This is a genomic window from Rhizobium sp. 1399, from assembly GCF_031455475.1.
Classification (GTDB): Bacteria; Pseudomonadota; Alphaproteobacteria; order Rhizobiales; family Rhizobiaceae; genus Rhizobium.
This window is the reverse complement of sequence record NZ_JAVDSU010000011.1, coordinates 1-14873: the sequence shown is the minus strand read 5'-3', so window position 1 is coordinate 14873 and position 14873 is coordinate 1. Positions and strand designations below refer to the sequence as shown.

General features: G+C 61.2%; 18 protein-coding genes and 1 riboswitch. Of the genes, 10 read left to right on the top strand and 8 right to left on the bottom strand.

All coding sequences use genetic code 11. The annotated features are described in order from the left end of the window. Nucleotides 1–8: 8 nt before the first annotated feature. On the bottom strand, nucleotides 9–1034 hold the full coding sequence (locus tag J2X71_RS27595) for an ABC transporter substrate-binding protein (protein ID WP_310387176.1): 1026 nt from the start codon (nucleotides 1032–1034) through the stop codon (nucleotides 9–11). Between the two features lie 177 nt (nucleotides 1035–1211). Further along, nucleotides 1212–1521, bottom strand: a riboswitch (cobalamin riboswitch). Between the two features lie 55 nt (nucleotides 1522–1576). After that, on the bottom strand, nucleotides 1577–2809 hold the full coding sequence (locus J2X71_RS27590; protein WP_310387174.1) for a hypothetical protein: 1233 nt from the start codon (nucleotides 2807–2809) through the stop codon (nucleotides 1577–1579). A gap of 368 nt (nucleotides 2810–3177) precedes the next feature. Between J2X71_RS27590 and J2X71_RS27585 the strand changes: the two genes are divergently transcribed. Then, complete coding sequence (locus J2X71_RS27585) at nucleotides 3178–4236, top strand: NAD(P)-dependent alcohol dehydrogenase (RefSeq protein ID WP_310387172.1); 1059 nt, start codon at nucleotides 3178–3180, stop codon at nucleotides 4234–4236. Here the strand turns inward: J2X71_RS27585 and J2X71_RS27580 are convergent. The 5 genes from J2X71_RS27580 to J2X71_RS27560 all read right to left on the bottom strand — a co-directional run bounded on the left by J2X71_RS27580 (nucleotide 4224) and on the right by J2X71_RS27560 (nucleotide 7211). Next, complete coding sequence (locus tag J2X71_RS27580; protein WP_310387170.1) at nucleotides 4224–5141, bottom strand: LysR family transcriptional regulator; 918 nt, start codon at nucleotides 5139–5141, stop codon at nucleotides 4224–4226. The genes J2X71_RS27585 and J2X71_RS27580 overlap by 13 nt on opposite strands. Nucleotides 5142–5247: 106 nt before the next feature. Beyond that, complete coding sequence (locus tag J2X71_RS27575) at nucleotides 5248–5868, bottom strand: ATP-dependent Clp protease proteolytic subunit (RefSeq protein WP_310387169.1); 621 nt, start codon at nucleotides 5866–5868, stop codon at nucleotides 5248–5250. 48 nt (nucleotides 5869–5916) lie between these two features. Beyond that, a complete protein-coding gene (locus J2X71_RS27570) occupies nucleotides 5917–6285 on the bottom strand; it encodes a hypothetical protein (RefSeq protein WP_310387167.1) in 369 nt (122 codons plus the stop codon). Continuing rightward, nucleotides 6282–6596 carry a helix-turn-helix transcriptional regulator gene (locus tag J2X71_RS27565; RefSeq protein WP_113321365.1) on the bottom strand — a complete coding sequence of 105 codons (315 nt, stop codon included), beginning with the start codon at nucleotides 6594–6596 and terminating at the stop codon, nucleotides 6282–6284. The genes J2X71_RS27570 and J2X71_RS27565 overlap by 4 nt, the downstream gene beginning before the upstream one ends. A 54-nt stretch (nucleotides 6597–6650) precedes the next feature. Beyond that, complete coding sequence (locus tag J2X71_RS27560) at nucleotides 6651–7211, bottom strand: TetR/AcrR family transcriptional regulator (protein WP_310387165.1); 561 nt, start codon at nucleotides 7209–7211, stop codon at nucleotides 6651–6653. 155 nt (nucleotides 7212–7366) lie between these two features. Here J2X71_RS27560 and J2X71_RS27555 point away from each other — a divergent pair, with 155 nt between their 5' ends. The 7 genes from J2X71_RS27555 (at nucleotide 7367) to copD (ending at nucleotide 13264) form a co-directional block, all read left to right on the top strand. After that, complete coding sequence (locus J2X71_RS27555; RefSeq protein WP_310387163.1) at nucleotides 7367–8248, top strand: NmrA family NAD(P)-binding protein; 882 nt, start codon at nucleotides 7367–7369, stop codon at nucleotides 8246–8248. 242 nt (nucleotides 8249–8490) lie between these two features. Beyond that, nucleotides 8491–8898, top strand: coding sequence for a hypothetical protein (locus J2X71_RS27550; protein ID WP_310387162.1), 408 nt, complete (start codon nucleotides 8491–8493; stop codon nucleotides 8896–8898). A gap of 88 nt (nucleotides 8899–8986) precedes the next feature. Then, nucleotides 8987–10360, top strand: coding sequence for a PepSY domain-containing protein (locus J2X71_RS27545; RefSeq protein ID WP_310387160.1), 1374 nt, complete (start codon nucleotides 8987–8989; stop codon nucleotides 10358–10360). A gap of 10 nt (nucleotides 10361–10370) precedes the next feature. Continuing rightward, nucleotides 10371–11279, top strand: coding sequence for a copper uptake system-associated protein (locus tag J2X71_RS27540; RefSeq protein ID WP_310387158.1), 909 nt, complete (start codon nucleotides 10371–10373; stop codon nucleotides 11277–11279). Next, nucleotides 11276–11872 carry an SCO family protein gene (locus J2X71_RS27535; protein WP_310387156.1) on the top strand — a complete coding sequence of 199 codons (597 nt, stop codon included), beginning with the start codon at nucleotides 11276–11278 and terminating at the stop codon, nucleotides 11870–11872. Before J2X71_RS27540 ends, J2X71_RS27535 begins: the two co-directional genes overlap by 4 nt. 139 nt (nucleotides 11873–12011) lie before the next feature. Beyond that, nucleotides 12012–12377, top strand: coding sequence for a copper homeostasis periplasmic binding protein CopC (gene copC, locus J2X71_RS27530; protein WP_310387154.1), 366 nt, complete (start codon nucleotides 12012–12014; stop codon nucleotides 12375–12377). Continuing rightward, nucleotides 12377–13264 carry a copper homeostasis membrane protein CopD gene (copD, locus tag J2X71_RS27525; protein ID WP_310387152.1) on the top strand — a complete coding sequence of 296 codons (888 nt, stop codon included), beginning with the start codon at nucleotides 12377–12379 and terminating at the stop codon, nucleotides 13262–13264. Before copC ends, copD begins: the two co-directional genes overlap by 1 nt. A gap of 129 nt (nucleotides 13265–13393) precedes the next feature. Here copD and J2X71_RS27520 read toward each other — a convergent pair whose 3' ends face one another. Beyond that, entirely contained in the window at nucleotides 13394–13582 is a 189-nt protein-coding gene (locus J2X71_RS27520) for a hypothetical protein (RefSeq protein WP_037110174.1), read from the bottom strand. Nucleotides 13583–13896: 314 nt separating this feature from the next. Here J2X71_RS27520 and groES point away from each other — a divergent pair, with 314 nt between their 5' ends. Next, complete coding sequence (gene groES / locus J2X71_RS27515) at nucleotides 13897–14193, top strand: co-chaperone GroES (RefSeq protein ID WP_113321375.1); 297 nt, start codon at nucleotides 13897–13899, stop codon at nucleotides 14191–14193. Between the two features lie 63 nt (nucleotides 14194–14256). Next, a partial coding sequence (locus tag J2X71_RS27510; RefSeq protein WP_310387147.1) for a TCP-1/cpn60 chaperonin family protein occupies nucleotides 14257–14873 on the top strand: 617 nt, incomplete at its 3' end.

Here is a 14873-nt window from a genome sequence, read left to right as displayed (position 1 = left end):
AGCCTGGCTCACTGCGCCAGACCGGAGGCGGCGATGCCCTTTGCCAGGATTTCGATGCCGTTGATCGTGCGGATCGTCGGGTTCATCGACTGCGCGTCCATCATGATGAAGCGCTTGTTTTTGACGGCATCGAGCTCCCTTGTGACCGGATCGTTTTCCAGGAAATCCACCTTCACCTTGGGATCGTCGGCGGCATAGCGGCGGCGGTCCATGGTGGCGATGACGATGACGGCGGGATTGGCCTGAGCAATCGTTTCCCAGCCGACGAGGGGCCATTCTTCCTCAGTCGTCACGACGTTCTTCGCGCCGAGTGCCTTCAGGATGTAGGCAGGGGCGCTGTTCTTGCCGGCGATGAAGGCATCGCCTTTCACTTCCTTGCTGGAGAACCAGAAGACGACAGGCAGGTTCTTGGCTGCAGCGCCTGAAACGGAGGCGACGGCCGCGGCCTCGCGTTTCTTCAGGTCGGCGATCAGTGCATCGCCGCGGTCGTTCACGTCGAAGATTTCGGAGAGTTCGGCGATTTCCTGATAGATCAGGTCCATCGTGAACAGCTCCTTGCGCACGCCGTCTCCGCCATCGGTGTTGATCTTGGCGACGCAATCGGCCGGCGCGATATAGGTGTTGATGCCGAGATCCCCAAATTGCTTGCCGACGGAGCCTTGGGCGCCGACATGCCATTCGAATTCGGCGGCCACCAGATCGGGCTCGGCACCGACGACGGATTCGAAGCTCGGATCATTATCGGCCAGCCGTCTGATCTTGCTGTTGGCCTCGGCATATTGCGGCAGGACCGGGCCGACCCAGACGGCGGTGCCGGCGATCTTGTCGGCAAGGCCGAGCGAGAAGAGCACTTCGGTCATGCCCTGGCCGATCGAAACGATCTTGGCCGGGGCTTTTTCGAAAGTGACCTTCTGGCCGCAATTGCTGAGGGTGAGGGGATATTGGGTGGCGGCGAAGGCGGGTGCTGCAAGGCCGGCCAGGCAAAGGCTGGCGAGCCCGAGCGCAAGGGAAAAGCCTGGAATAATCTGGCGCATTGGAAACTCTCGATCGGAAGGAAAAGGGCTAGCAGACGCCGGCGCGCGCAGATGCGTGAGCAAAGCGTGGAGGGAGGGCTAGCGGCGGGTGGTCCAATCGGGACGGATCGCGTGCGGCAAGCGGCAGGAAATAAGGTCAATCATATCTGCTCCTTGTCCAGGCATCCCCGCCTGGCTGATTGGATTGCGATTGACGGCAGGTCTCCTGGCTCGCGGATGTCAGCCGGTCATCTGCCTTCCCGCGCTCGCGCGCAGTGGCATGGCCCTGAGGCCGGCGGAGATGATCGCAAGCGATCACTCCCGATATGACCAGCTCGCCGGTGATTTCCTGGAATGAACGACGAGGCATTCATTCCGGATATAACCGGCAATCCGCTTACAGTTGCGGGGGCAGCCACGGTCTTGGTCCCTATTGGGTCGTCCGCACCGTGTTCCCTATTAATCCCCTTGGAGTCTTCCTCGGGGAACCGTCACCCCGATCTATGACGCCGCCATGGGCTACGTCAAGCGTGGGGAATGCGAAGTATGGTCGGCCAACAGGCTCAGTGACTGGTGCCCGAGCCGCCGGCGGCGACCAGCGTGAAAGGCTGGCCCTCGACGGGGATCGTGCGCGTTTCCTTCAGTGTTTCGCTACTGACAAGGCGGATCAGGCTGTGGCGAGGATCGGTGATGGCGATATCATCGCCGGCCACGGCCAGCCGAGGACGCGGATCGCGCCAATGGCCGTCCTTGCTGTAGGGCTCTGTGACGGTTTCCGATCTGACGATCTCGCCCTTTACCGTATCGAGCAGATGCAGCCTGCCATCTTCTGTGAGGATATAGGCATTCTGGAACTTTGCCGGATCGAGTACAAAATCGACGCGCCGCGTCGGAAGGTCGATGATGCGGTAAGGCGCGTCCGTATTGTCAGGATCGATCAGCACCAGCTTGTCCTCCCCGTAATTGCCGAGGAAGAACTGCATGGAGCGGCCGCCGAGCAGCGTCGAGACCTTGCCCCGCGGCAGCGACACGCCATAGGCGAGCATCTCGACCGTGGGGCCTTCCGCGCCGCCCGGACGCGCAACGAGCACGCCTTCCTCACAACCGAAGGCGACGAGACGAGCAGAGGTCGCCTCGCCATGCAGGCCGGAGCAGGGCGCGACATCGCCGATCTGCCGACCATCACGATCGAGCACCCGCAGGCCAAGGCGCGGCGGCAGTTCGCCCTCCTTGACCGGCGCCTGCATGTTCGGCACCGAAACCAGCAGGTGATTACCCATCGGCACCGCGACGCCGTGATGGGCGGCGATGGTATCGACAGCCTTCGGCTCCGGCTTTTCCTGCAGCAAGCTGCTTTCTTTCAAGAGATCAAAGCGGTCGGTGCGATCGTAGAAGATCGCCACGTCATCGCCATGCGTCACCACATGACCGGGCTTCTCGCCCTTTATCGTCGTGCCGATCAGCTTCGGCGGCGCCACCTCGAGATCGCGATGCTCCCCATGATCGGAAAGGGCAATGCCGGTATCGATGGCATGAACGACATTCTCTTCGCCCTGGACGGCAAAGACCGTGCGCCCGGTGTCGCTCAGCGACAAGGCGGCATAACCTTCGAGATCGAAGCGACCGATCTGTCTACCGCTTGCAAGGTCGATGGCGTGGACGACCGGCAGGCTGTGATCAGCCACGAAAAGCCGCCAGCTTTCCTGCTGTTCCTCCTCGGCGCGGGAAGCCGATGGCAAGGCGGCGGATGTGAGCGCGGTGGCGACTGCGAAGATAGCGAAAAGGCGCCGGGACATGAAACTTCCTTTAATGTAATAACATTACATTCCCGTTGTTATAAAGTTACGTTTGCCCTGTCCAGCCCTGGCTGTCGGATTTTTGAGAAACCAGAGCGCCGTGCGTCCATTCGGACGCACGGCGCTCTAACTCTTTGAATCTACGCATCGGGCTGGCCTCGTTTGATGTTTGGCCGGCTTTTTCATCGGATGGCGGTGCGCAAGCGCTGATCCCACCGCCATATGCGCATTGATAATCGATTGCTGAGCCCGGCTCACAAGCCTATCCCGCCTGCCTCGTCTAATTCGGATAGTCCGTGGACGCTATATCCCTTCGGTGCAGCTTCTGCTGCCCGTCAGCTTTCAACAGCATTGCGAGGGATAAGCCATTGAGAACATCAGGATTTGCCGCAACCGATGCGAACACGCCGTTGCAACCTTTCTCCTTCGATCGCCGGGAATTGCGTCCCGAGGACGTGGCGATCGATATTCTCTATTGCGGTGTCTGCCATACGGACCTGCACATGTCGCGCAACGACTGGGGATTTTCGGTCTATCCCGTGGTACCCGGCCACGAGATCGTCGGGCGTGTTTCTGCCATTGGCAGCAGCGTGTCGCGCTTCAAGGTCGGCGACAATGTTGCCGTCGGCACGATCGTCGACAGCTGCATGGAGTGCCCCAACTGCCGCCGCAACGAAGAGCAGATGTGCTACAAGGGCGTCACCGTCACCTATAACGGCCAGGACCGGGTGACCGGCGAGACGACCTATGGCGGTTATTCCGATCATATCGTCGTGCGCGAGGAATTCGTGCTCAGCGTTCCCGATGGGCTGGATCTGTCGCGCGTCGGGCCGCTGCTCTGCGCCGGCATCACCACCTATTCGCCGCTGCGCACCTGGAATGTCGGCCCCGGCAGCCGGGTGGGCGTGATCGGGCTTGGCGGGCTCGGGCATCTGGCCGTGAAATTCGCCTCTGCGCTCGGCGCTGAAGTGACGGTGCTGACTCGCTCGGAAGGCAAGGTCGATACGGCCCATGCGCTCGGCGCCGACAAGGTGCTGCTGTCGACCGATGCCGAGCAGATGGCGGCTGCCGCCTTCGCCTTCGATCTTATCATCGATACAGTGCCTTACGAGCACGATCTCACCCCATATCTCAACACGCTTGATACCGACGGGACACTGGTCATCGCCGGCTCGCTGGTCGATACGCCCAAATTCAGCAACCTGCCGCTGATCATGGGGCGCCGGCGCATTGCCGGCACGCCGAGCGGCGGTATCAAGGAGACGCAGGAGATGCTGGATTTCTGCGGCCGCAAGAACATCCTGCCGGAATGCGAGATGATCGCCATGGGGGACATCGCCAAAGCCTTCGAGCGGCTGGAGCGCGGTGACGTGCGCTACCGTTTCGTCATCGACATGGCGACGATGCCTGTGGCTCAGGCAGCTTGATATCCTGACCGCTTCGGGATGGCGCGCAGCGCCTCGATGAACACCGAAAGGGCCGGCGGCATCTGTCGCCGGCTCGGATAATAGAGGGAGTAGCCGCTGAAGGGCTTGCAGTAATCCTCCAGCACGCGGATCAGCCGGCCGCTGGCGACATGCTGCTCGGTGAAATCCTCGAAGGCATAGACGAGGCCGGAACCTGAAAGCGCAGCCTCGATCATCATGTCGGAATCATTGACCATGAAGCTGCCCGACACCTTCACCTCGATGTCGCGGCCATCCTCCTCGAATTCCCAGGCGTAGGCGCCGCCGAACGAAGCCATGTAATAGGTGACGCAATCATGATCGGCGAGATCGTGGGGCGTCTTCGGCTGCGGGTAGCGGGCGAAATAATCGGGAGAGCCGACGACGGCGGCGCGGATATCCGGGCCGATGCGCAGGCCGATCATATCCTTGTCGATGCGCTCGCCGAAGCGGATGCCGGCATCGAAACGCGAGGCGACGATATCCTCGAAACGGTCGCCGACGATCAACTCGACCTTGATTTCGGGATAGGTGCGGTGGAATTCCGGCAGGATGGGCATGACGAGCGCGGTGGCGGCATGTTTGCCTGCGGTGATGCGTACTGTGCCGGAGGGTTTTTCCCGGAGATTGCCGAGTTCCTGCAGGCCGCGGTTGATCTCGGCAAAGGCGGGCTGGAGGGTGAGAAGCAGGCGCTCGCCGGCCTCCGTGGTGGCCACGCTGCGGGTGGTGCGGGCAAGAAGCCGCATGCCGAGCCGCTCCTCCAACTGGCGCATCATGTGGCTGAGACCGGAGGAGGAAATGCCGAGGCGGGCGGCGGCCTTGGTGAAGCTGCGCTCCTCGGCGACGATGACGAAGGCGGCGAGATCATCGAAATCATGGCGTTTCATTTCTGACCTGCCTTCAGGAGTGGTGGGCAACTATGAGGTGTCGCTCACTTATTTAGGGCAGGGACGGCTGATCTCGCAAGGTGGTCGTGGTCCGTGACATCAGGGACTATTGCGGTAGCGCGTCCGCCATCTCTTCACGCTCCTGCAGGATGCGGTCGATCAGGCCCCATTCCAGGGCTTCCTGCGCCGTCATGAAACGATCGCGATCCATGGCCTGCTCGAACTCGTCATAGGATCGGCCGCAATGTTCGGCGTAGAGCCGCGTCATGAGCTGCTTCGTCTTCCTGATTTCCTCGGCATGGATCAGCATATCGGACGCCTGGCCCTGGAAGCCGCCGAGGGGCTGGTGGATGAGGATGCTGGCATTCGGAAGGGCATATCGCTCTCCCGGCTGGCCGGCCATCAGCAGGAAGGAGCCCATGGAGCGGGCCGTTCCCATGCAGAGCGTGTGCACCGGCGCGCGGATGAAACGCATCGTGTCGTACATGGCAAAACCGCTGGTCACGACGCCGCCCGGCGAATTGATGTAGAGGTTGATCGGTTTCTTGGGATTTTCGGCCTCCAGGAACAGAAGCTGGGCGCAGACGAGGGCGGACACGCCGTCGTTGATCTCGCCGTTCAGAAAGATGATCCGCTCGCGCAGGAGGCGGGAATAGATGTCGAAGGATCGCTCCCCTCGGGAGGATTGTTCGACGACCATGGGGACGAGTTGCATCGCTTCGCGCATCGGCGAACTCCAATCTTTCAGAATTGATAAGCGGGAAGGCCTGCCGCGTCAGGCGGCGAGCATCATAGTCTGGCTGTTGCTGTTGGCGACCGATCTCGAAAGCCGCTCGAAAGTGTCACCAGTCAACTCGTGGACGATCCGCAGGCTGGTCCCGCCCGATGCATTCGGTGCGATCGCGAAGGTGACGATGCTTTCCAGGAAGGGCGGGCTGTCGTCGCGCAATCTGTAGCGAACCTCCTTTCCCGGTGTTTCGGAGAGCGATTGCGGATCGGCAAGCGCTTCCTTCGGCAGCCATCTCTCGCGAAAATCGGCGATGCTGATCGCACGCCAGACCTTTTCCGGCGGCGCATCCAGCTCGTATCTCTGTTCGAAGCCGGTTTGTTGCTTGGTCTGTATCTCGGTCTTCACCTCGTTCATTGGTCCATATCCTTCAGCAAGAGCTTGAGAGCATCGATGCGGGCTGGCCAGTAGGCGCGATATTTCGCCAGCCATTGGGCGATGAGGGTGAGCCCCTCGGGATCGACCTCGTAATTCACGAAACGGCCCTCCTTCTGTTCGCGCACCAGCCGTGCCGAACGCAGCACGGCGAGATGCTGGGACATGGCCGGCTGGCTGATATCCATGCCCTGGCGAAGCGCGCTGGCATTCATGCTGCCGTTCGCCAGCTTCTCGAAGATCGTGCGGCGGGTCGGGTCGGCGAGCGCGCGAAAAATATCGTGTTCCATCATGACAACACATAAGCATACACTTATGCGATTCGCAAGAGTGTCCAATGAGCGGGGTCACTCCGCCCGGTGCAGCTTCTGCCGGGCTACATCAAGAATCTCATCCGCCATCTCTTCATCGGTCACAATACGCGCCAAAGTCAGTGAGCCCACCAGCGTGGCGAAGGCGGCCATTCCCTTGCGGCGGCTGGCCTTGGTACCGGCGGGGCCAGAGCTGAAGACGGAGAACATGTCTTCGATCACTTTGGTGGCAGCTTCACGCGTCTCTGGGCCGGAGCGGGCGAGCTCGCTGCCGAGGGAGGAGATGGGGCAGGAGGGCACGGCTTTGCCGCCGGCCCGGGTGCCGTCGATATAGGCGTTGACGACATCGTCGAAGCTGGCCTCGTCGCGCACTTTGCGCATGCTTCCGGCGACCTGATCTCCCGCCTTTTCCAGCGCTTCGGCGACCAGATGATCCTTGCTTTCGAAGTGGCGGTAGAAGCCGCCCGGTGTCAGGCCGGCAGCGGCCATGATGTCGGCGACGCTTGCTTCAGCAATGCCCGAACGCCTGATCTCGTCGGCTGCGGTGGCGACGATGGTCTGGCGCGTCCTTGCCGCTTCCTCGTTTGATTTTCGCATTTCCGGTCTCCCGCACCTTGACAATTTAGATTGTAACCAACATCTAATTAGATGTCACTCGTAATCTAAATTTCAAGGGCGGGCGATTTGTAACGGGCGAGCCTTGTGGTTCGCTCCGGTGGAATCCTGCGCCCTTTTCACAACTGGAGAAGACCATGTCCAAGACCTATCTCGTGACCGGAGCCACAGGTAAAACCGGCAAGCATACGACCCGCATCCTCCTGGAAAAGGGCCACAAGGTACGCGCGCTCGTGCATAAGGAAGATGCGCGTTCTCAAGCACTCGCTGCGGCAGGGGCGGAGGTCGTGGTCGGTGACCTCACCGATCATGATGCCGTCATCAGCGCGGTCGCGGGCGTGAATGCCGCCTATCTCTGCTATCCGATCCGCCCGGATCTCATCGATGTGACGGCCTATTTTGCCGATGCCGCACGGCGGGCAAAGCTGGAGCTCATAGTCAACATGTCGCAGATTTCGGCGCGCGAGGTGGCGAAAAGCCATGCTGCCCGCAACCATTGGGTCGCCGAGCGCGTGCTGGACTGGTCGGGTGTGCCGACCGCCCATATCCGCCCGACCTTCTTCTCCGAATGGCTGACATTCCCCTGGGTGAGCGACGTCATTGCCAGTGAGGGCGTGATCGAGCTGCCCTATGGCGAGGGGAGGCATGCGCCTGTTACTGGCGAGGACCAGGCGCGGCTGATTGCGGCCATGCTGGAAAACCCGGCCGAACACGCTGGCAAGATCTATCCGCTGTTCGGTCCGGTGGAGCTCAGCGAGGCGGAGATCGCCGCAAGGATGAGCGAAGTGCTCGGCCGCAAGATCGGCTACCGGCCGGCGACTGCCGAAGCCTATACGGCGCGCCTGAAGAGTTTCGGCCTTGACGATTTCATCATCCAGCACTTCCTGTGCATCGCCGAGGACTGCCGCAACGGCGTCTTTGCGGGCACCAACGACGTCATCGAGCAGTTCACGGGAACGCCGCCAATGACGGTGGAGGCTTTCGTCGAGCAAAACCGCGCCGCCTTCGATCGCGCTTAACTCGGGCGACCGGCTGGCCTCAAGGCCCAGATGGAACTGGCGCATCTGACCGACGTGGATGCGTGTAGCGGGATTTCGACGGATGGGGCGACCTTGCTTCCGTCCCATCCGTCACCATTCAATCCGGCTGCCTGAGCCGCTATGATCCGTCGTCTGGTCATGAATGTCGCATTGAGCTTTGCGCGAGATGCCGCTATCACGGATTCAATACCGAGGTAGGGGCCTCGCGGCGCAGGGGAACGATGCAACATCGTCTGGACAGGATCGAGCAATGGCTGGTGCGCATTCTGTGCACCATCGCGCTCGTCTTCGTCGGTCTTGTGCATCAGGTTCCAGCAGCTGCCGAAGATGCTCTGAGCCCTGCGGCGCTTGCCCAATATGTGCTGCCCGACGGCACGCTTCCAACGCTCTGCGTCACCGTTGTCGACGACCACGGCAAGGAGCATGGCAAGATTGCGCATCTCAATCCGTGCGAAGCCTGCCGCATCGGCGCTTCCGTGGTGCTGCCGCAGCCGGCCGATATCACCGGTGCGCGCATCGGCTTTACGTTCAAGGTGGAGCTGCCGCGCCGCGTGGAGGCTTTCCATCGCCAGCTTTTCCCGCCGAATACCGGGCCGCGCGCCCCGCCTGCAAACCCGATCCTTGCCTGAACCCGCATTGCGGCCAAGGCCGTGATGCGTCTTGCAATCATGGCCGGGCCGCATTGACGCCGCCGGCCGAGGATTCGGATCCACTTTCATGTCTATCACCACTGCCACTGAGGCGGCAGAGAACGCCGTACCAGGCGTTTCGCTCTATCGCGCCATCTGGCGCTGGCACTTTTTTGCCGGCCTGCTGGTCATTCCCTTCCTGCTCAATCTCGCCATTACCGGCTCGCTTTATCTCTTCAAGGACGAGATCAACGATACGGTCTTTGCCTATCGTTATATCGTCGAGCCCGCCGGCGAGGCGCTGTCGCCGCAGAAGATTGCCGATATAGCGGCGGCTGCTGTTCCGGGCTCGGTTGCGAGCTCCTACAGGGACCCGGCCGGGCTCGACCGGTCAGCGATCGTAACCGTGTCTTCGGATGCCGGCCAGACGCTGGTTTTCGTCAATCCCTATGACGGCAAGGTGCTTGATACGGTGGGCTCCACCGAGGAGTTCAACTATGTCGTCAAGCGCATCCACAGCCTTGCGTTGTTCGGCGGCTTGCCCAACAAGCTGATCGAGATCACGGGCGGCTTTGCCATGGTGCTGGTCGTGACCGGCATCTATCTCTGGTGGCCGCGGCGGCAGACGGGTGGGGTGGTAACCGTGCGCGGCACGCCTTCGCGGCGGGTCTTCTGGCGCGATCTCCATGCGGTGACCGGTGCCTTCGCCGGTATCCTGATCTTCTTCATGGCGATGACGGGCATGCCCTGGTCCGGCTATTGGGGCGCCAATGCCAACGCCTGGCTGACGAGCCACGATCTCGGCTATCCGGTGCAGCTGTGGGATGCCGTGCCGAAATCGCAGAAGGTGACGGAGGATATTCTTCCCAAGGCCGGCTGGATCGTCGAGAAGGCGCCAGTGCCGCTGTCGGAGATTGCGGCGGCGCAGTCGAAGAAGCCGATCGGGCTTGACAAGGCGGTGGAGATTGCGCGGGGTCTTGGCATGGCGCCGGGTTTCGATCTTGCCATTCCCGGCGGCGAGACGGGCGTTTATACGGCGGCGGTCTATCCTGACGATCTCACCAACGAGCGCACGCTTCATATCGACCAATATTCCGGCAAACCGCTCATCGATCTCTCCTTCGGGCAGTATCCCTTTTTCGGCCGGGCGATCGAATGGGGCATCAACGTGCATCAGGGCCAGGAATTCGGGCTCTTCAACCAGTTGCTGATGCTGGCGACCTGCCTCGTCATCATCCTCTCCTGCGTAACCGGCATCGTCATGTGGTGGAAGCGGCGGCCGGCCGGAAGGCTCGGAGTGCCGCCCATGCCGCCGCGACGCTCGGTCTATCTCGGGCTCTGGACCATTGTGCTCGCCTTCGCCATCGCCTTTCCGATGAGCGGATTGGTGATCCTGGTGATGATCGCCTTCGACCAGATGGTGATCCGCTTCGTGCCGCCGCTGAAGCGCGCCTTTGCCTGAGGAGGGGATGATGATGAAGACGATTGTTTCTCTCTTCGTGGGCCTGATGATTGCGACGGCTGCGGTGGCGCAGGAGCCGACGATCAGGATCGACCATGCGGCCTCACATTCCATGGTGCCGGGCGCCAAGGTTGGCGACGGTTATCTTGTTATCACCAATAGTGGCAGCGAGCCGGACCGGCTTGTTGCCGCAAGCTCGGATCGGGCAAAGACCGTGCAACTGCACCAGATGACCATGGCAAATGGCATCATGACCATGCGTGAGCTGAAGGGCGGGCTTGCCATTCCGGCCGGGCAGACGGTGACGCTTGCGCCGAACTACCACCTGATGTTCCAGGACGTGATCAAACCCTTCAAGCAGGGCGAGACGATCCGGGCGGTGCTGAGCTTCGAGAAGGCTGGTGAGATCACGGTCGATTTCGCCGTCGGCAAGATCGCTGGGCCGCTGGATGATGTCGGTGGAGCCGGTGGCATGGACCATGGGGCGATGGATATGCCTGGGATGGAAGGCATGGACATGTCGGGGCCACCGCCTGAAGAGGCCATTCCCGCGACGCTGAAGACGATGTTCGAGCGGCCGGACAAGCCGCTGACCATTCTGCCCGTGGTCGTCAGGAATGACTGGGCGATCGCCGGCTGGCAGCAGGATGGGCGGGGCGGACGAGCGCTGTTGAAGAAGGGCCATCATGGCTGGAGCGTCTTTCTCTGCAGCGGTGATGGGATCAGGCAAGCGGCGGCGCTGGAGAAGGCCGGGCTTTCGGCTGACGATGCCAAGGCGCTGGCGGCGGATCTCGCGGAGGCTGAAGCGAGGCTCGACCCCAAAGTGCTGGCGCTGTTTGCGAGCTTCGAAGGCACCGTCATGATGGCGGGCGAGGCTGGTGATGCCGGTCAGGGCGGCCATGAGGGGCATGGCCAATGAGCGCGCGCACCCTTGCCATTTCAGGCTTTGCCGCAAGTGCGGTCTTCGTCGGCGCGCTCGTCGCGTTGATGGTGTCGCTCTATCTTTCGGAGCCGCGCACCGGGCCTTTCAACACGCATTTTTCTCTCGTCGACGACAGGGGCAATGCGGTCGACCAGTCGATCTTCCGGGGGCATCCGGCGCTCGTCTATTTCGGCTATACCCATTGCCCGGAGGCCTGCCCGACGACGCTCTACGAGGTGGCCGACTGGCTGGTGACGCTCGGCGATCAGGGCAGGGCGCTGAAGGCCTATTTCTTCTCGATCGATCCGGAGCGCGACACGCGAGAAGTGATGCATGACTACGTCACCGCCTTCTCCAGCCGCATCACGGGCATTACCGGTGAGCCGGCGGAGATGAGGAAGGTCTCCGACGGCTGGTTCATCCATGCGTCGAAGCTGCCGAGCGAAGACGGCAATTATCACATGAGCCACACGGTTTCGCTGCTGATGATCGGCGCCGATGGGCGGCTGAAGGGGTTGATTCCGTATGGCACGGATCGGGATGAGGCGCTGGCGAAGATCCGTGATGTGTTGCTCGGCGGAGGGCTGTGAGATGACGTTCCTCCGCACAAAGCGCAAACCCCAGCAGCAAATTGCAGCATCGCCCGGAATAAATCCGCTCTCCGACTGTCTAACCAGGCAAGGGCCAAACGCCATCGCCTGTCCCAATGAAACCGAAAGGCATGATCTGATGTCTCAACTGACCCGCATTCTCTCCGTCGCCGCCATCGCAAGCATCGCGCTTGCCGGCCAGGCCTTTGCGCATGCGCATCTGAAAAGCTCCGCTCCAGCCGACAAGGCCGCCGTCGCGTCCCTCAGCGAACTCGATCTCACCTTCACCGAGGAACTGAACCTCAAGTTCAGCGGCGTCACCGTCACCGGGCCGGACAAGATAGAGATCAAACTCGGCGACACCATGCTCGAGGATGGCGGCAAGGTGCTGATGGTGCCGGTGTCTGATAAGCTCGCTCCCGGCAGCTATACGGTCGACTGGCATGTGCTTTCGACCGATGGGCACAAGACAGAGGGCAACTTCACCTTCACCGTAAAGCCCTGATGACACCTGATACCGCCAACATCGGCTGCCGTTTCGTCTTCGACGGGGCTGTCCTGTTTCTCTGGGGCAGCGCCGCCTATCTGTGGCTGCTCGTGCCCGAGGGCTTGAGCGGCTGCATCTGGGTGAAGCTCCGGGCCGTGCGTGTTGCCGTGGTGGCACTGGCTGTCCTCGTGACGCTGGTGCTGCTGCCGGTGCGCTGCGCCATGCTCGGCAATGGCTGGGCGGATGGGCTGGATGGGGATGTGATGACTTCAGTGCTGACGGGAACCTCCGTCGGCACTGCCTGGGCCTGGCAGGCGGTGTTTGCCGCACTTCTCCTGGCGGTGACATTGCTGCCGTTACGGCAGCAGGTTGCCGCTACGGCTGTCGTCTCCGCGCTTCTTCTCTGCGGCCTGTCGCTGACCGGCCATGCGTCCATGAATGACGGGTGGCTGCGGGTGCTGCACCGGGCGAACGACATGGTGCATGTGCTGTCGGGCGGCGCCTGGGTCGGGGCGCTGATCCCCGTGGCGCTCGTGCTTTCCCGGCTTGGTGATAGCGCGGCAGGGGCGGATGCCCTGACAGCGTTGATCCGCTTCTCGACGGCGGGGCATGTCGCGGTGGCCCTGGTCATTTTATCCGGGGTTGCCAATAGTCTGCTGATCATCGGCGGCTTGCCGCTTGACTGGAGCCTGCCGTATCAGCGGCTGCTTTCCCTGAAGATCGCGCTTGCCTTGCTGATGATGCTGATTGCCGTCTTCAACCGTTATGGGCTGGTGCCGCGCATGGGGCGGTCTCATGCTGCCGGGAAAGCGCTGGCGGCGGGGACCGTAGGGGAGATGGTCATTGCCATTGTCGTTGTCGCGCTCGTCGCCTGGTTCGGGACGCTGGAGCCGTTTCCGGGATAGGGCGCTGCTTAACGCCACCTTCCGGAGCTAAGCCGGAAAATGCTCATCCATCCATAAACGGGCAAGGACGAAGTCGAGGTCATCTGGAGCCCATTCGCGGCGATCAGGCTGCCGCGAAGCCTTCCATTCTCAAACGCGCTTGGTTGGCTCTCTTATTGCTGCCTGCTCGATGGTCAGCTGGTCGCGGAGTTTTGAGAGCTCTTCATGCTTGACTTCCTTGATGTTCGGGGAGGCCATTTCCGCGTCCAGTTTCTTCAGACTTGCTTCTATCTCGGCAGATCTGACTTCGTTTTCACTCTTTTTCCGGAACTCGATCATATCGCGTCTCCTTGGGTGGCCGATATCAGGCAGATTTGAGCTCTTCTTGGTGCACGAGGTTCGCATGGCGACCGCAACTATTCCGGTTTCGAATTCCATCGACGCCAGACGTTCGATCCTTAAAAAATTTAAATAAGATCCAAAAGATTTTAAACAAGTGGGCCCCACCGATCGGCAGTCATTCAAGGCCCGGTGGAGATCACGCTCTCGGATTCTACCAAAACACGAATCTCACTAGCACTCTCAACGTAAGACTGCTAAAACGGTTCATCGGGATTGGCCATTCGGCTGCGATCCCGTCGAGGAACCCCACAATGACAGAGATTAATTTTCGGCCGTTACACGACCGCGTCGTCGTGCGCCGGATCGAGGCTGAAGCCAAGACCAAGGGCGGCATCATCATTCCTGACACGGTCAAGGAAAAGCCGCAGGAAGGCGAAATCGTCGCCGTCGGCACCGGCGCTCGTGACGAGTCCGGCAAGGTCGTCCCGCTCGACGTCAAGGCCGGCGATCGCATCCTGTTCGGCAAGTGGTCCGGCACCGAGATCAAGATCAACGGTGAGGATCTGCTGATCATGAAGGAAGCGGATGTGATGGGCATTATCGCCTGATCGTCGACCGCATCCCTATTCTGTTTTATAATGATCATTGGGCGATCAGCCCGGGAGGTTTCCATGTCTGCCAAACAAATCATATTCGGCCGTGATGCGCGCGAAAAGCTGCTGCGCGGTGTCGATATTCTCGCCGATGCGGTGAAGGTCACGCTTGGTCCAAAAGGCCGCAACGTCGTTATCGACAAGTCCTTCGGCGCGCCACGCATCACCAAGGATGGCGTCGCCGTCGCCAAAGAGATCGAACTGGATGACAAGTTCGAAAACATGGGCGCCCAGATGGTCCGAGAAGTTGCTTCGAAGACCAACGACATTGCCGGCGACGGCACCACGACCGCTACCGTTCTTGCGCAGGCCATCGTTCGCGAAGGCGGCAAGGCCGTTGCAGCCGGCATGAACCCGATGGACCTGAAGCGCGGCATCGATCTTGCCGTTGCCGCTGTCGTCAAGGACCTGCTTTCCAAGGCCAAGACGATCAGCACGTCGGAAGAAATCGCCCAGGTGGGTACGATCTCGGCCAATGGCGAGACGGATGTTGGCCAGTACATCGCCGATGCCATGCAGAAGGTCGGCAACGAAGGTGTCATCACCGTCGAAGAAGCCAAGACCGCTGAAACCGAGCTCGAAGTCGTCGAAGGCATGCAGTTCGACCGCGGCTACCTGAGCCCGTACTTCGTCAC